General features: G+C 62.4%; 16 protein-coding genes and 1 tRNA gene. 11 read left to right on the top strand and 6 right to left on the bottom strand.

Features of this window, described 5'->3' with window-relative positions; translation table 11 throughout:
- Positions 1-18 precede the first annotated feature (18 nt).
- From PFU01S_RS11690 to PFU01S_RS11675, 4 genes are all read right to left on the bottom strand, one after another.
- A complete protein-coding gene (locus tag PFU01S_RS11690; protein ID WP_027914086.1) occupies positions 19-279 on the bottom strand; it encodes a DUF2164 domain-containing protein in 261 nt (86 codons plus the stop codon).
- A complete protein-coding gene (hisH, locus tag PFU01S_RS11685; protein WP_028687279.1) occupies positions 280-918 on the bottom strand; it encodes an imidazole glycerol phosphate synthase subunit HisH in 639 nt (212 codons plus the stop codon).
- The gene (gene hisB, locus PFU01S_RS11680; protein WP_023532883.1) at positions 919-1,512 is read right to left on the bottom strand and encodes an imidazoleglycerol-phosphate dehydratase HisB; all 594 of its coding nucleotides are present in this window, start codon (positions 1,510-1,512) and stop codon (positions 919-921) included. It lies immediately after the preceding gene.
- A gap of 260 nt (positions 1,513-1,772) precedes the next feature.
- On the bottom strand, positions 1,773-3,434 hold the full coding sequence (locus PFU01S_RS11675) for an OFA family MFS transporter (RefSeq protein WP_028687280.1): 1,662 nt from the start codon (positions 3,432-3,434) through the stop codon (positions 1,773-1,775).
- 285 nt (positions 3,435-3,719) lie between these two features.
- Here PFU01S_RS11675 and PFU01S_RS11670 point away from each other — a divergent pair, with 285 nt between their 5' ends.
- The 6 genes from PFU01S_RS11670 (at position 3,720) to PFU01S_RS11645 (ending at position 9,211) form a co-directional block, all read left to right on the top strand.
- Positions 3,720-5,975, top strand: a complete 2,256-nt coding sequence (locus PFU01S_RS11670; protein WP_028687281.1) for an AsmA family protein — start codon at positions 3,720-3,722, stop codon at positions 5,973-5,975.
- Positions 5,972-7,036, top strand: coding sequence for an A/G-specific adenine glycosylase (mutY, locus tag PFU01S_RS11665; RefSeq protein WP_027914089.1), 1,065 nt, complete (start codon positions 5,972-5,974; stop codon positions 7,034-7,036). The genes PFU01S_RS11670 and mutY overlap by 4 nt, the downstream gene beginning before the upstream one ends.
- Complete coding sequence (locus PFU01S_RS11660; RefSeq protein WP_027914090.1) at positions 7,036-7,308, top strand: oxidative damage protection protein; 273 nt, start codon at positions 7,036-7,038, stop codon at positions 7,306-7,308. The genes mutY and PFU01S_RS11660 overlap by 1 nt, the downstream gene beginning before the upstream one ends.
- 91 nt (positions 7,309-7,399) lie before the next feature.
- Positions 7,400-7,475: transfer RNA gene (locus PFU01S_RS11655), tRNA-Phe, on the top strand.
- A gap of 224 nt (positions 7,476-7,699) precedes the next feature.
- Positions 7,700-8,680 (top strand): polyphosphate kinase 2, encoded by a 981-nt coding sequence (gene ppk2 / locus PFU01S_RS11650; protein WP_028687282.1) that lies wholly within the window; start codon positions 7,700-7,702, stop codon positions 8,678-8,680.
- Positions 8,681-8,767: 87 nt separating this feature from the next.
- On the top strand, positions 8,768-9,211 hold the full coding sequence (locus tag PFU01S_RS11645) for a hypothetical protein (protein WP_027914092.1): 444 nt from the start codon (positions 8,768-8,770) through the stop codon (positions 9,209-9,211).
- Between the two features lie 142 nt (positions 9,212-9,353).
- Here PFU01S_RS11645 and gabP read toward each other — a convergent pair whose 3' ends face one another.
- Positions 9,354-10,739, bottom strand: a complete 1,386-nt coding sequence (gene gabP, locus PFU01S_RS11640) for a GABA permease (protein ID WP_023535725.1) — start codon at positions 10,737-10,739, stop codon at positions 9,354-9,356.
- A gap of 638 nt (positions 10,740-11,377) precedes the next feature.
- Between gabP and PFU01S_RS11635 the strand changes: the two genes are divergently transcribed.
- From PFU01S_RS11635 to PFU01S_RS11615, 5 genes are all read left to right on the top strand, one after another.
- The gene (locus PFU01S_RS11635) at positions 11,378-12,151 is read left to right on the top strand and encodes an ABC transporter ATP-binding protein (protein WP_028687283.1); all 774 of its coding nucleotides are present in this window, start codon (positions 11,378-11,380) and stop codon (positions 12,149-12,151) included.
- 11 nt (positions 12,152-12,162) lie between these two features.
- Positions 12,163-12,915, top strand: a complete 753-nt coding sequence (locus tag PFU01S_RS11630; protein ID WP_023535762.1) for an ABC transporter substrate-binding protein — start codon at positions 12,163-12,165, stop codon at positions 12,913-12,915.
- Positions 12,916-12,969: 54 nt separating this feature from the next.
- Positions 12,970-13,665, top strand: a complete 696-nt coding sequence (locus PFU01S_RS11625; RefSeq protein ID WP_023535794.1) for an ABC transporter permease — start codon at positions 12,970-12,972, stop codon at positions 13,663-13,665.
- Positions 13,662-14,351, top strand: a complete 690-nt coding sequence (locus PFU01S_RS11620) for an ABC transporter permease (RefSeq protein ID WP_023535781.1) — start codon at positions 13,662-13,664, stop codon at positions 14,349-14,351. Before PFU01S_RS11625 ends, PFU01S_RS11620 begins: the two co-directional genes overlap by 4 nt.
- A 101-nt stretch (positions 14,352-14,452) precedes the next feature.
- On the top strand, positions 14,453-15,658 hold the full coding sequence (locus PFU01S_RS11615) for a methyltransferase (RefSeq protein WP_028687284.1): 1,206 nt from the start codon (positions 14,453-14,455) through the stop codon (positions 15,656-15,658).
- A gap of 421 nt (positions 15,659-16,079) precedes the next feature.
- On the opposite strand, the gene PFU01S_RS11610 is transcribed toward PFU01S_RS11615, so the two are convergent.
- Positions 16,080-16,355: a DUF3077 domain-containing protein gene (locus tag PFU01S_RS11610; RefSeq protein WP_028687285.1), complete on the bottom strand. Its 276-nt coding sequence runs from the start codon at positions 16,353-16,355 to the stop codon at positions 16,080-16,082.
- Between the last annotated feature and the right edge of the window lie 396 nt (positions 16,356-16,751).

Here is a 16,751-nt window from a genome sequence, read left to right as displayed (position 1 = left end):
CTGTCCGTTCTTGGGGTTTCAGGGCTTCTCGAGCGCCCACAGATCGCTTTCGATGCTCTCGAACCGCTCCTTGAGGTGCAGCTGAACATCGGCGATCGCCCTGTTGTAGTAATGGGGTGCAATGTGATGGGTGAACAGTTCGAGTACCTCGGCGACTTCGAACGACCCCAGCTCCAGCTCGAAACGGTCTTCGAGAAAGCGCTTGAGCGTATCGAGCGCTTCACGCTCCTGCTCGGGGGCCAACGTGAGGATCGGCGCCTTGGTCTTCGAACGGCTCATTTACCAGCGCCCGTCCCAGGCCACGAAGTTCTGCAGCAGCTGCAGGCCATGGGTATGGCTCTTCTCCGGGTGGAACTGGACCGCGAAGCGCGAACCATCAGCCAGCGCCGCGGCGAAATCGACGCCGTAGTGACCGCGCCCGACCACCTGGGTGGGTTTGCCGGCGGCAATGTAGTAGCTGTGCACGAAATAGAAACGCGCCCGGTCGCTGATGTCGTGCCACAGGGGGTGGTCGACGCTCTGGCTGACTTCGTTCCAGCCCATGTGCGGCACCTTCAGGTGCTCGCCCTCTTCTTGCAGGCCTTTGCCGAAGAAGCGCACCTGGCCCGGGAACAGGCCGATGCAGTCGACGCCGTCGTTTTCTTCGCTGTGCTCAAGCAGTGCCTGCATGCCCACGCAGATGCCTAGAAACGGGCGATCCTGGCTCACTTCACGCACCAGGCTGTCAAAGCCCAGGCGGCGAATTTCGGCCATGCAGTCGCGAATGGCGCCAACGCCTGGGAACACCACCCGGTCCGCTTCGCGGATCACCGCTGCATCGCTGGTGACCAGTACCTTGCCGGCGCCGACGTGCTCGAGCGCCTTGGCGACCGAGTGCAGGTTGCCCATGCCATAGTCGATTACCGCTACCGTCTGCATTTACAGGCACCCTTTGGTGGACGGCATCTGCCCGGCCATGCGCTCGTCGAGGGTAACAGCCATGCGCAGTGCGCGGCCGAAGGCCTTGAACACGGTCTCGATCTGGTGATGGGTGTTGTGCCCACGCAGGTTGTCGATGTGCAGGGTGACCAGGGCGTGGTTGACGAAGCCCTGGAAGAATTCCTGGAACAGGTCGACGTCGAAGCCGCCTACGCTGGCACGGGTGTAAGGCACATGCATCTGCAAGCCAGGGCGGCCGGAGAAGTCGATGACCACGCGTGACAGCGCTTCGTCCAGCGGCACGTAGGCGTGGCCATAACGGAAGATGCCTTTCTTGTCGCCGATGGCCTGGGCAAACGCCATGCCCAGGGTGATACCGACGTCCTCGACGGTATGGTGATCGTCGATATGCAGGTCACCCTTGCACTCGATATCCAGATCGATCAGCCCATGGCGAGCGATCTGGTCCAGCATGTGTTCAAGGAACGGCACGCCGATATCGAATCGGGCCTTGCCACTGCCATCGAGGTTGATCGAGCACTTGACCTGGGTTTCCAGGGTATTGCGCTCGACGGAAGCCTTACGTTCGACCATCACCAGCTCCGCAAAATCATTAGGCGAAAGGGCTGCATTATAGGCGCAGATGGCCGCTGCTTGGAACGCGCAAGATAGATGGCAAGCCCAGCAATGACGGGCTCGGATACCGCTACAGGTCTATACAACCGGGAGCGGGGGATCGCTCGTGGGGTGCCTGAAGGGCCGCCATTGAACGCGGCCCTGTTGCACGTGCTGGTAGCATCGACGCCAAGGGGCCAGACGCGACGGCCCCGTGGCAAGGCTTGGATCGGCCCGGATCAGTGGAACAATACGGCGGTCTTCTGCAGGGTCACCCAGACGCCCCAGGCCAACGGCACCACCACCACGGCCCAGGCCAACAGCACCAGCGGCAGGCTGCCAGGCGCAGCCTTCCACTCGAGGGACCGCGCCCCGTCAGCGCCCTTGTCGTGGCTCAACGCACGTTCGGCGGCCAGTTGCGCATCGGACATGAAGTACTTGTCGGCCACCGGGCGGATCAGCATGTTGCAGATGAAGCCCAGCACCAGCAGGCCGGCGAGGATGTACAGGGTCATGTCGTACGCTGCCGCACGTTCAACGCCAGCCGCCAATTGAGATTCTCGCAGGTAGGTGATCAACACAGGCCCCAGCACCCCGGCGGCCGCCCAGGCTGTCAACAGACGCCCGTGGATGGCGCCGACCATCTGTGTGCCGAACAGGTCGGCCAGGTAGGCGGGTACCGTGGAGAAGCCACCGCCATACATCGACAGGATGATGCAGAACGCCGCCACGAACAGCGCCACGTTGCCCAGGTGACCCATGTTCGGGATCAGGCTGTACAGGCCAACGCCCAAGGCGAAGAAGGCGAAGTAGGTATTCTTGCGTCCGATGTAGTCGGAGAACGACGCCCAGAAGAACCGCCCGCCGATGTTGAACAGGCTCAACAAGCCGGTAAAGCCCGCCGCGATGGCGGCAATCTGCGCCAATTGCGCGGCATTGAGCTGGCTGAAGGTGAGTTCATTGCCCAGCAACTTGCCAGCGAACACTTCCTGCAACAGCGGCGAGGCCATGCCGAGAATGCCGATACCGGCCGACACGTTCAGGCACAGCACCAGCCAGACCAGGACGAACTGTGGGGTTTTCCAGGCTACGCTGACGTGCACATGGCGATCGGTGACCATGCCGTTGCCCGCCTTCTTGGCCGGCGCGGTCCAGCCTTCAGGCTTCCAGCCGGTGGGCGGAATGCGATAGGCCAGGGCGCCGGCCGTCATGAACACGAAGTAGATCGCGGCCATGACCACGAAGCTCTGCCACACGCCCACTTCTTGCGCGCTGCCAAAATGACCCATCAGCGCCGTGGCCAACGGTGCACCCACCATGGCACCGCCGCCGAAGCCCATGATGGCCATGCCGGTGGCCATGCCGCGCTTGTCCGGGAACCACTTGATCAGGGTGGACACGGGCGAAATGTACCCCAGGCCCAAGCCAATACCGCCAATCACGCCGGAACCCAACCACATCAGCCACAGCTGATGGGTTTTCACCCCGATGGCGGAGATCAGCATGCCGCCACACCAGCACAGCGCCGAGACCAGCCCGGCCTTGCGCGGGCCGGCGTGTTCCAGCCAGCCGCCCAGCACGGCGGCCGAACAGCCGAGGAAGACGAAGAACAGGGTATAGATCCAGCTGAGCATCGAAATGGGCCAGTCGCACTCGGCGCTGAACAATCGGGCGACGAAGCTCATGTCTGGCGCGCACGCCACTGGCGCCGTGATGCCCAGGGCTTGGGACAACGGCAGCCAGAACACCGAAAAGCCGTAGGCCATGCCGATGCACAGGTGGATGGCCAAAGCAGCCGGAGGCACCAGCCAGCGGTTGAAGCCCGGCCGGGCGATGATGCGTTCCTTGGAGAGGAAGCCTGGCGCACTGGCCAAGGCATCCGCCGTCATGGTGCGGCTCATGGGGATGATCCTTTTTTATAAGTTGTGAAGGCAGGCAAAGCGGCGCAAGGGTAGCAGTATCCGATCACATGAAAGCAATCTGATATCGCCTATTTTAGTTCGGCTGAAACGGTAACGCGCTGTAGCCGATCTTTCTGAACTGCCAAGATCACCGCTGTCGAAAGCCGTAGCATCTACTGAGCACGTGGGAAATGGCCGGTATATCCAGCCGAATCAGCAGGGACGGCCGCTGCGGCGCTATACTCTCGCGCTTGAATTCACATTCCGATAGTTAAGGACTCGCCCATGAAAGCGTTCGGCAAAATCCTGGGCCTAGGGCTTCTCGGGTTGTTGCTGATCATCGTGGCGCTGGGCTTTGCCCTGACCCACCTGTTCGATCCCAACGACTACAAAGACGAGATTCGCCAGCTGGCGCGCGACAAGGCTCACGTGGAGCTGACTCTCAACGGCGACATTGGCTGGAGCCTGTTCCCATGGCTGGGGCTTGAGCTGCATGACGCCAGCATCGCCACCTTGAATGCGCCCAAGGCGCCGTTTGCCGACTTGCAGATGCTGGGCCTGTCGGTGCGGGTGCTGCCGCTGCTGCGCCGCGAGGTGCAGATGAGTGATGTGCGCGTCGAAGGGCTGAACCTGATCCTGACCCGTGACGAACAAGGGCATGGCAACTGGGAGGACATCGGCAAGCCTTTGCCTGCGTCGGCCGAGGGCGAAACCCCTGCACCAGGCAATGCGCAAGGCCCCGAAAACACCGATCAGCGCTCCGGCACTGCCAACGCAGACCGACCGGTCAAGCTCGATATCGACAGCCTGACCGTGAACAACGCACGCGTGCAGTACACCGACGCACGCAGCGGCGTCAGCTACAACGCCGAAAGCATTCAACTCAGCACCGGCGCGGTACACGAAGGCGCCAATATTCCACTCAAGGCCAGCGCATTCATCAGCGCCAGCCAGCCCAATATCAAGGCGCGCACCGAAGTGGCCGGCGAGCTGCGTCTGGACCGTGCGCTCAAGCGCTACAGCTTCGAAGACATGCGCCTGTCGGGCGAAACCTCTGGAGAGCCCACTGGCGGCAAGACCGTAACCTTCGCCGCCCAGGGCCAGTTGCTGCTCGACCAGGCCGCCAACGTGGCGTCATGGAACGGCCTGAAACTGTCGGCCAACCAGCTGCGCGCCCTGGGCGAACTCAACCTGCGCGAGCTGGACAAGACGCCGCAGCTCAGTGGCGGCCTGTCCATTGCCCAGTTCGACTTGCGTACCTTCCTGGACGGTATCGGCCACCCGCTGCCTACCACTCAGGACCCGGCTGCCTTCGGCAAACTCGAGCTGGTCACGCGCCTGCAAGGCACGCCTGCCAGCATCGCCCTGGAAGACCTGTCGGTGAAACTGGACAGCAGCACCTTCACCGGACGCGTGGCGGTTGAAGATTTCGCCAAGCAAGCCCTGCGCCTGCAACTGAAGGGCGACAGCTTCGATGCAGACCGGTACCTGCCGGCCAAGAGCGAAGAGGCCAAGGGCGCCACTGCTGCGCGCAAGGCCCAGGTACAGCAGCAAGAAGCCAGTGCCGTGGCCGGTGCAGGCAGCACACCCCTGCCCGACGCCCCCACCCAGGGCGCCTGGAGCACTGACAAACTGCTGCCGGTGGACCGTCTGCGCGCCCTCGACCTGCAGGCAGACCTGAGCTTCGGTTCGCTGACGCTGGACAAGCTGCCCATCGGCAACGCCCGCCTGACGGCCAATGGCCAGGGTGGGCTACTGACCCTGCAAACCTTGCGCGGTGACCTGTACAACGGCACGTTCGAGGCCAAGGGTACGGTCGACGTGCGCCCCGCCGTGCCACAGCTGGGGGTCAACACCCGCATCCAGCGAGTACCCGTCGAGCATTTCATCAAGACCGACGACAAGGACAAGACGCCGCCGGTCAAGGGTTTGCTGACCCTGTCCAGCGACCTGACCGCCACCGGCAACAGCCAGAAAGCGCTGGTGGACACGCTCAACGGCACGGCCAACTTCACCATCAATGACGGTGTGCTGGTCAACGCCAACCTCGAACAACAGCTGTGCCAGGCCATTGCCACGCTCAACCGCAAGTCGCTCAGCGGCGAGCCGCGCGGCAAGGACACCCCGTTCCAGGCGCTGCATGGCAGCGTGGTGATTCGCAATGGCGTGGCCAGCAACCCTGACCTCAAGGTGCGAATTCCAGGCCTGACCGTCAACGGCCATGGTGACGTGGACCTGCGGGTACTGGGCATGGACTACAACGTGGGTGTTATCGTCGAGGGCGATCAGCGGGCCATGCCCGACCCGGCCTGCCAGGTCAACGAGCGCTACGTGGGCGTGGAAGTGCCGCTGCGCTGCCGTGGCCCGCTGGAGCTGGGCGCCAAGGCCTGCCGTCTGGACAAGGACGGCATGGGCAAGGTCGCCGCCAAACTCGCAGGCAACCGCCTCAAAGACAAGATCGACGAAAAACTCGATGAAAAACTCGGAGACAAAGTGAGCCCGGAACTCAAAGACGCGCTCAAGGGGCTGTTCAAGCGATGACACCCGAGCAGTTTTCCAGCGCTGTGCTGGAGTGGTACGACACGCACGGCCGGCACGATCTGCCCTGGCAACAGGGCATCAACCCGTACCGGGTGTGGGTGTCTGAAATCATGCTGCAACAGACCCAGGTCAGCACCGTGCTGAACTATTTCGACCGCTTCATGCATGCGCTGCCGACCGTGCAAGCGCTGGCCGAGGCGCCCGAGGACGAGGTGCTGCACTTGTGGACGGGCCTGGGCTACTACACCCGCGCCCGCAACCTGCAGAAGGCTGCACGCATCGTGGTCGAGCAGCATGGCGGGGTGTTTCCGCGCAGCGTCGAGCAGCTCACCGAGCTGCCCGGCATCGGCCGCTCCACAGCCGGGGCCATCGCCAGCATCAGCATGGGCATCCGTGCGCCGATCCTGGACGGTAACGTCAAACGAGTCCTGGCGCGCTTCACCGCCCAGGCCGGTTACCCAGGTGAGCCGAAGGTAGCCAACCAGCTGTGGGCCACTGCCGAGCGTTTCACGCCCATGGTTCGTGCCAACCACTACACCCAGGCGATGATGGACCTGGGCGCGACGCTCTGCACCCGCAGCAAGCCCACCTGCCTGCTCTGCCCGGTCCGGCGCGGCTGCGAGGCGCACCTGCACGGCGAAGAAACCCGCTACCCCGAGCCCAAGCCGCGCAAGGCGCTACCCCAGCGGCGCACGCTGATGCCGCTGCTGGCCAACGACGACGGCGCCATCCTGCTGTACCGTCGCCCGTCCAGTGGCCTGTGGGGCGGGCTGTGGAGCTTGCCGGAGCTCGACGACATCGCCCAGCTTGACGACTTGGCCGACCAGCACGGCCTGCGCCTGGGCCGCAGCCGCGCCCTGGACAACCTGACCCACACCTTCAGCCACTTCCAGCTGGCCATCGAGCCTTGGCTGGTGCACGTCGACCCGGTTGGCGAGCACATGGTCGAGGCCGACTGGCTCTGGTATAACCTGGCCACCCCACCGCGCCTGGGCCTGGCCGCCCCGGTGAAGAAGCTGCTCAAACGCGCAGCCGACGAACTGATTGCAGGAGATGCCTGATGACCCGCACCGTGATGTGCCGCAAGTACAACGAAGAACTGCCCGGCCTGGACCGCCCACCCTATCCAGGGGCCAAGGGCCAGGACATCTTCGACCACATCTCGCAGAAGGCCTGGGCCGATTGGCAGAAGCACCAGACCATGCTGATCAACGAAAAGCGCCTGAACATGATGAATGGCGAGGACCGCAAATTCCTCCAGGCCGAGATGGACAAGTTTTTCGCTGGCGAAGAATACGCTCAGGCAGAAGGCTACGTACCGCCCTCGCAATGACCCGGGGGCACGTAAGCGACGGAATTAATTTAATATTTTTTTCAAAAAGTCGTTGACGAGCGGTCTGAAAGTCTATTTAATTCACCTCGTCGCCCAGATAGCTCAGTCGGTAGAGCAGAGGATTGAAAATCCTCGTGTCGGCGGTTCGACTCCGTCTCTGGGCACCACCTTCAGCTTCTGGTGGTTGCAAAGTTACCCGAAGCGACACAAGAAACCCGCCCAGTGCGGGTTTTTTGTTGCCTGTCGAAAAGTGCTGGTGGGTCGCCCTTCGTCGTGGGTAGCCTTCGGTCAGCAGCACTCATCCCGGCCGGGTTGATCAACATCAAAGAGCCAGCGCCCTGTGGTCCTTAGCATTCAAGGTGAACATTCGAACCACCTTGCAAGGACCTCCATGAGCGACGACGCCCCTCTCCAGACTTCCCCACCCCCCAAGAAGGCTACCCCCACGGCCAAGCCCCGCACTCGCCGCCCCCGCCCGCGCAAACCCGAACCGGCCATCACCGCGATCAGCCAGGCACCGACCGCACTTGAAGTGGCCAGCGCTCCCAAGGGCAGCAGCGAAGACAGCACATCGGCGCGCTTGCCATCCGGCTACCCCTACCCGCAGCGCCTGCGTCGACAGGAGTACGAAAGGGCCAAGCACGCCCTGCAGATCGAGTTGCTCAAGGTGCAAAGCTGGGTGAAAGAAACCGGGCAGCGGGTGGTGATTCTGTTCGAAGGGCGGGACGCTGCAGGCAAGGGTGGGACCATCAAGCGGTTCATGGAGCACCTGAACCCCCGGGGCGCTCGCATCGTGGCGCTGGAAAAGCCGTCGGAACAAGAGAAAGGCCAGTGGTATTTCCAGCGCTATGTGCAGCACCTGCCCACGGCGGGGGAAATGGTGTTCTTCGACCGCTCCTGGTACAACCGCGCGGGCGTCGAGAAGGTGATGGATTTCTGCTCGCCCCTTCAATACCTGGAGTTCATGCGCCAGGCACCGGACCTTGAGCGGATGCTGTGCAACAGCGGCATACTGCTGTTCAAGTACTGGTTTTCGGTGAACCGCGAGGAACAACTGCGCCGCTTCATCTCGCGCCGGGACGACCCCCTCAAGCACTGGAAACTGTCGCCCATCGACATCAAGTCTCTGGACAAGTGGGACGACTACACCGCCGCCAAGGAAGCCATGTTCTTCCACACCGACACCGCCGACGCGCCGTGGACGGTGATCAAGTCAGATGACAAGAAGCGTGCGCGCATCAACTGCATCCGCCACTTCCTGCATTCGCTGGACTACCCGGACAAGGACTTAAGCGTGGCCTACGCGCCGGACCCACTGCTGGTCGGGCGGGCATCGCGCGGGTTCGAGGAGGACGACGCGATCGCCAGCTGACAGCCGGCGCTGCGTGCATGGCACTTGGGTTTCGCGGGCAACTGCGCTTCAATACGCGCACTTTCAAGCCCCACCCAAGGATTGCCCATGGCCACCTCCAGCAAGCAACAAAAACGCGCCAAGCGCGCCGCCACCAAGGCCAAGCAGAACCGCATGGTGCGCAGCGGCCAGGCCGTGAAGGCCAGCGCAGGCGATAGCGCCAGCGTCGAGCAGGTGTTCGACAAGGCCATGGCGTCGGCCAGTTACGACCCGTTGTTCAAGAAGATGAAGGAAGCCCAGGAAGGCGGCCTGGTGCCGATGATCTCGGTGTTCCTGGTTGATCCGCTGCTGGCTCTGGTGCTCAAGGGCCACAAGGAAGAACACGCGACCGACTATATCGTGATGGTATTCAACGCCTACCGTGCATGGCTCGATGGCGCGGACGAAGACACGACCATGGCGTGGCTGGAAAGCGATGAGTTCCAGGAGGCTTACCTGGCTGCGTCCGAGCTGGTGGCCAAGCAGCAGCAACAGCAGAAGCAGTTTGGTTGATTGGGTGGCTGGGCTGACGGTTTGGAAACAGCCGACCTGCCCCGCTCCTGAAGACTACCGAATACCTGCGTGAGCGGCCTTGCCGGGGCGCTGGACCGGCCGCGATGGCCGGCCCTGCACACGGGCGAATGGAGTGGCAGCCTTACTTGGCCACCGCTGCCCGTCCACCGGCTTCGCGCTTGCGGTGCACCAGCAGCCCCGCAGCCACCACGGCGATGCTCAGCAGTGCCGTCGCGATGATCTCGATGCGGTGGTCCTCACGCAGTGCCATTACCCCCAGCACCGCCACAATGAAGGCGATGGTCGCCCAGGTCAGCCCTGGGAACAGCCACATCTTGAACGCGATCTGCTCACCACTGGCCTCGCGCTTGGCACGCATGCGCAGTTGCGAAACGGCAATCACCAGGTACACCAGCAACGCGATGGCGCCGGAGCTTGCCAGCAGGAACTCGAAGACCTGGGCTGGCGCAAGGAAGTTGGCGAAGACGCACAGGAACGCCGCCGCAGTGGACAGCAGCACCGCCACGTAAGGGGTAGCCGCCTTGGTGGTGCGTTGGGCCATGGCCGGGGCATCGCCACGCTTGCTCAGCGAGAACAGCATGCGCGAGGACGTGTACAGCGCCGAGTTCAGGCAGCTGGTCACGGCGATCAGTACCACGATATCGACGATCAGCTTGGCGTTGGGTACACCGATGCGGCTGAGCACGGTCTGGTAGGAACCGACTTCGGCCAACGCCGGGTCATTCCATGGCACCAGCGCCACGACCAGGAAGATCGACACCAGGTAGAACAGGCAGATACGCCAGATCACCGAGTTGGTGGCACGGCTGATCTGCTTGCCCGGGTCCTTGGACTCGGCAGCGGCGATGGTGACGATCTCGGTGCCCATGAACGAGAACATGGTCGTCAGCATGGCAGCCAGCACGGCGCCGAGGCCGTTTGGCATGAAGCCTTGGGTATCGAACAGGTGGCTGGCACCGCTGACCTGGCTGTTGGGTACCAGGCCGAACATGGCCACACAACCGACCACGATGAACGCGATGATGGCCAGCACCTTGAGCAGGGCGAACCAGAACTCGAACTCACCATAGTTCTTCACGCTGAACAGGTTGGTCACGGTCAGTGCCAAGGTGATCAGCAGGGAGAACGCCCATAGGTCCACGGCTGGGAACCAGGCATGCAGGATGGCTGCAGCGGCGTTGGCCTCAAGTGGAATCACCAACACCCAGAACCACCAGTACAGCCAGCCGATGGTGAAGCCGGCCCAGCGCCCGATGGCGCGGTCGGCGTAGGTGGAGAACGAACCGGTGTCAGGCGAAGCCACTGCCATTTCACCGAGCATGCGCATGACCAGCACCACCAGCGTACCGGCGGCGGCATAAGCCAGCAGTACCGCCGGGCCCGCCGCTGCAATGGCGTGTCCGGAACCGACGAACAGGCCTGCGCCGATGACGCCAGCAATGGACAGCATGGTCACATGCCGTTGTTTAAGCCCCTGAGCGAGGTCATTGGAATTGTTGCCGCTCATAAAACTACCTTTGCAAGGAGTAGATCACATCGGTTGCGCAAGCGCGGCTCGCGTCTGGAGCATGCACAGCGGCAACCATTGATTGGACACTGGCAATAACCGCGCCATGTGCTACGCGCACTCGGCCCGACCACGCCGGAAGCCAATAACGGCGGGGGCCACGGCAAAAAGGGCCATTAAATGGCCGATTAGCCATCAAAAGCGCTCATTACCGAAATACTCACTTACAAATGCACCAAAGGTGCCCCTCGGTAACACCTGCGCACCATCACAAGGCAAACAGGGCGCAACCCTTCGGTACAACCCTGGACCGCGGCGGGGTTCAGAAAGGCTGCACCGGGGCGCCTCGACAGGCTGCCCGGACAGTCAGGTTTGACGGGCACATGGTCCGAAAGCGCTTCCCTGAGACCGTCAAAACTGGCACCATCGCGCCTTTTTTCATCATGGCTCTGGTGCCGGGCAACCTCCCTTGTGGACATCTGCGCGACGTTGCGCTGCAACGATGCGACAAACTGCCCCACCAATGCCCAGAGTGCCCGGCGACCCTGTTGGCCGTCATAATGCCGCTATGCTAGCTTGGCGCACGCCAGGAAGGCCGCCAACAGCTGGGAACGCACCCGAACACATGAGGACCGCACATGGCTCAGGCCACGCCCGCGCTGGAAATCCGCAACCTGCACAAACGTTATGGCGAGCAGGAAATTCTCAAGGGCATTTCGCTGACCGCACGCGACGGTGACGTGATCTCCATTCTGGGGTCGTCCGGCTCCGGCAAGTCCACCCTGCTGCGCTGCATCAACCTGCTGGAAAACCCGCACCAGGGCGAAATCCTCGTGGCCGGTGAAGCCCTCAAGCTCAAGGCCGCAAAGAACGGCGACCTGATGGCTGCCGACAACCGCCAGATCAACCGACTGCGCAGCGAAATCGGCTTCGTCTTCCAGAACTTCAACCTGTGGCCGCACATGTCGATCCTCGACAACATCATCGAGGCCCCACGCCGCGTACTTGGCCAAAGCAAGGCCGAGGCCGTCGAGGCAGCCGAAGCGCTGCTCAACAAGGTGGGGATCTGCGACAAGCGTCACAGCTACCCCGCCCAGCTGTCCGGTGGCCAGCAGCAGCGCGCCGCCATTGCCCGTACCCTGGCCATGAAGCCCAAGGTCATCCTGTTCGACGAGCCCACCTCGGCCCTCGATCCGGAAATGGTCCAGGAAGTGCTTAACGTTATCCGCGCATTGGCCGAAGAAGGCCGTACCATGCTGCTGGTGACGCACGAGATGAACTTTGCCCGCCAGGTGTCCAGTGAAGTGGTCTTCCTGCACCAGGGCCTGGTCGAAGAGCAGGGATCGCCGCAGCAGGTCTTCGAGAACCCGACCTCGGCGCGTTGCAAGCAATTCATGTCCAGCCACCGCTAACGGAGCAATACATGCACACCTACAAGAAGTTTCTCCTGGCAGCCGCTGCCACCCTGGTCATGTCGGCCAATGCCATGGCCGCGGAAAAACTGCGCATGGGTATCGAAGCCGCCTACCCACCGTTCAACAACAAGGACGCCAGCGGTAATGTCGTCGGTTTCGACAAGGACATCGGTGATGCCTTGTGCGCCAAGATGAAGGTCGAGTGCTCGGTCGTCACCTCCGACTGGGACGGCATCATTCCGGCCCTGAACGCCAAGAAGTTCGACTTCCTGGTCTCGTCGCTGTCGATCACCGACGAGCGCAAGCAGGCGGTGGACTTCACCGACCCGTACTACTCCAACAAGCTGCAGTTCATCGCACCGAAGAACGTCGACTTCAAGACTGACAAGGACTCGCTCAAGGGCAAGGTCATCGGCACCCAGCGCGCCACCCTGGCTGGCACCTACCTGGAAGACAACTACAGCGGTGTGGACATCAAGCTGTACGACACCCAGGAAAACGCCTACCTGGACCTGGTTTCCGGCCGTATCGACGGCATCCTGGCCGACAAGTACGTGCAGTACGAGTGGCTCAAGAGCAAGGACGGCATGAACTACGAGTTCAAGGGCGAGCCAGTGATGGACAGCGACAAGATCGGTATCGCCGTGCGCAAGGGTGACACCAAGCTGCGCGACGACCTGAACAAGGCCCTGGCCGAAATCAAGGCCGACGGTACGTACAAGAAGATCAACGACAAGTACTTCCCGTTCAGCATCGAATGATCCGCCCCGATTGGCGCGCCCCGGTGGCGCGCCTCTCCCTAGAATGACCTGCCCATGAATATCGACTTGCACGGATTCGGTCCGGCCATGATGGCCGGCACCCTGATGACCGTAAAACTGGCGCTGTGCGCCTTGCTGTTAGGGCTGGTGCTGGGCCTGCTCGGCGCCCTGGCCAAGACTTCCCCGCTCAAGCCCTTGCAGTGGCTTGGCGGTTTCTACTCGACCCTGGTACGGGGTATTCCCGAACTGCTGTGGGTGCTGCTGATCTACTTTGGCACCGTGGGCCTGATGAACGCCCTGGGCGAAGCCCTGCACATGCCAGGCCTTGAGCTCAGCGCCTTTGCCGCAGGCGTCATTGCCCTGGGCCTGTGTTTTGGCGCCTACGCCACCGAGGTGTTCCGGGGCGCTATCCTGGCCATCCCCAAAGGCCACCGCGAAGCCGGGCTGGCGCTGGGCATGTCCAAGGGCCGCATCCTGTCGCGGATCATCCTGCCGCAGATGTGGCGCATCGCCCTGCCCGGCCTGGGCAACCTGTTCATGATCCTGATGAAGGACACCGCGCTGGTGTCGGTGATCGGCCTTGAAGAAATCATGCGCCATGCCCAGATTGGCGTGACCGTGACCAAGGAGCCGTTCACCTTCTACATGGTGGCGGCCTGCATCTACCTCAGCCTGACCGTCATTGCCATGACCGGCATGCATTTCCTGGAACAACGCGCCGCTCGCGGCTTCGCGAGGGCCGAACAATGAACTGGGAAGTGATCATCAAGTGGCTGCCGCGCCTGGCCCAGGGCGCCACCCTGACCCTGGAGCTGGTGGCCATCGCGGTGGTGGCCGGCTTGATCCTGGCCATCCCGCTGGGTATCGCCCGCTCTTCGCGGCACTGGTACGTGCGCGCCGTGCCGTTCAGTTACATCTTCTTCTTCCGCGGCACCCCGCTGTTGGTGCAGCTGTTTCTGGTGTACTACGGCCTGGCCCAGTTCGACGCCGTGCGCGCCAGCGCGCTATGGCCGTACCTGCGCGACCCGTTCTGGTGCACCGTGCTGACCATGACCCTGCACACCGCCGCCTACATCGCCGAAATCCTGCGCGGCGCCTTGCAGTCCATTCCCAAGGGCGAGATCGAGGCTGCGCGGGCACTGGGCATGTCCCGGGCCAAGACGCTGGTCTACATCATGCTGCCCCGGGCTGCCCGCATCGGCCTGCCGGCCTACAGCAACGAAGTGATCCTGATGCTCAAGGCTAGCGCGCTGGCCAGTACGGTCACCCTGCTGGAACTGACCGGCATGGCGCGAACCATCATTGCCCGCACGTACTTGCCGGTGGAGATCTTCTTTGCCGCTGGCCTGTTCTACTTGCTGATCTCGTTCATGCTGGTGCAGGGCTTCAAGCTGCTGGAGCGCTGGTTGCGCGTGGACGCCTGCCAAGGGCGCTGATCCGTTACCGGCTGCAGCCGGTTGGCCCGTTTTACCCGGCTGGGTGAAAGCGGGTTCAGCCGGCAGCAAGGCCTGACCACCCTTTATCGACAGCGCTCCCAATGCCTACCTCCCTCCACAGCCACCTTTTGCTCGAACGCTTTCAGGCGCTTGACCGGTTTTTGACCGAGCATCAGGCGCTGTGGAAACCCAGGCCGTTCACCCATCTGCACCTGGATTGGGAAAGCACCTACCCGGAACTTGCGCGGCATCTGCGCCAAAGCACCTTGGCCGAGGCCGAAGGTGACGTCGACCCACACGCACTGCCCGCACCTTATCCACAGTTGGCTGATGCCGCCCAGGCGCTCAGCGCGCTGGGTGCCCTGCCCACCTGTGCGCTCCCCGCCGCCGCCCACCGGCTTGACGTCAATGTACCCGGCCGCAAATGGCACCAGATCGAAGCCTTCGCCCGTCACCTCGCCTTCCGCGCGCCCTCGCGCCACTGGCTGGACTGGTGCTCGGGCAAAGGCCACCTGGGCCGGCGTTTGCTGCACCCCGGCCAGCGCCTGACCTGCCTGGAGTACGACACCGCGCTGGTGGCTGCCGGGCAGGCGCTCAGTGCCCATCACCATTTGCCCGTGCAACACATCCATCAGGACGTGATGGCCCCTGGCAGCGTCGAGCATCTGGATGCAGACACCAGCGTGGTCGCCCTGCACGCCTGCGGCGACCTGCATGTCCGGCTGCTGCGCCTGGCCAGCCAGCAACATTGCCCACAACTGGCCGTGGCCCCGTGCTGCTACAACCGCATTGCCACCGCCCAGTACCAGGCGTTATCCACAGCTGCTCGCGCCTCGGCCTTGCACCTGTCGCTGGATGACCTTGGCCTGCCCCTGAGCGAAACCGTCACCGCCGGCGCCCGCGTACGCCGCCAGCGCGACACGTCCATGGCCCGCCGCCTGGGCTTCGACCTGCTGCAACGCCAACAGCGCCAGACCGACCAGTACCTGCCCACGCCATCGCTGCCGGTGGCCTGGTTGGCCAAGCCCTTCGAGCGGTATTGCCGTGACCTGGCTGCGCTCAAGCAACTGGACCTGGATGGGGATATCGATTGGGCGGCGTTGGAATCGGCAGGATGGAATCGCCTGGCGCAGGTACGCAACCTCGAACGCCTGCGCAACCTCTTCCGCCGCCCACTCGAACTCTGGCTGGCACTGGACCGTGCCCTTTTTCTGACCGAACAGGGCTATGACGTACGTTTGGGCGTGTTTTGCGACTATGCCCTCACCCCACGCAACCTGATGATCCTCGCCGAGCGCGACAGATAGCCGCAGAAAAGCCTGTGGATAAGTCTGTGAACAAGCTTGGGGTTACCTGTTGGTGTACGGGGCCATTCGGACGGATTGGCTTATTCCAAAATGACGTTCAAGACCAGCAAAAACAGGCATTTGCGCAAATTTGGTTTATTGCGGGCGGGGTTATGCCATTGGCACAAACATTCGATGCCGCTTGTGCATAAGCAATTTTTCAGGGGCGATTTTTTGTTGATTTCAGAGACGTTTGGTGCGTAGGGGATCGAGCTGCCATGCCGGAACTGTGAATGCTTCAGTACTCGCGTGTGGCTTTGAAATTCCGAAGTCTGTTTTCCTTGAGCAGTGATGAAAGCATTGGACGGGTGCCTGAGAACGGTTTGTCTATCCGCTTGGCACCCTGGCCCATTGTCATCCATGCCGCCGAGGTTCTGGTTGGCTAGGGGCGTTTGCCTTTGGCGATTTCGATGTCATTCAGCAAGGCGTTGGCCATGTCACAGAGGTAATCCGCCGCACCGAGCAGCTTGTGGTCATCCTCCATGTCCCCCTCACGCACCAGGTGCTTGATGTAACCCATCAGGATGGAGACGTGCTCGTACGCAGCATCCACCGGGATGCCGGGCTGTACGCGAAGGAGGTTTACGGGTGGGGTGCCGGCTTGGAGGAAGGTTTCTACGCCTGCGGTGGTGATAGGGTCCGAATTGCTCGTATCCATGACTTGGTTCCTTATTCGAAAACAGGAGCCGCCACGCAGACCTTCTCACGGATAGGGTGGCAGCCGTACGCAGGGTGAGAAACCGAGTGAATAAGGAACCCCGGCCAGACCAAAGCCTGCCCGCGCACGGCCACCATTGCAGGTAGCGCTTATTCGAAGTCGGGTTCTCACACCCGGTCGCCAGAGCGACGGGGCAAAGGTATCCGTGAGGTATTTCCCAGACAACGGCGATACTTCGGCAGAGCGCGTAGGATACGTCCGATACGTAAATTTGCAGAAGCCTCCAGCAGAAGAGTCCAGACATTTCCTACAAAACCAAGGCCCTCAGACTACAAACCACTCATCCCGTACCATCAATCAAACACAAAACTCCAGCCCAACGTATCCCGGTGTGGG

Origin of the sequence: Pseudomonas fulva NBRC 16637 = DSM 17717, from assembly GCF_000730565.1 — a bacterium.
GTDB lineage: Bacteria > Pseudomonadota > Gammaproteobacteria > Pseudomonadales > Pseudomonadaceae > Aquipseudomonas > Aquipseudomonas fulva.
This window is presented reverse-complemented; position numbering and strand designations above follow the sequence as displayed.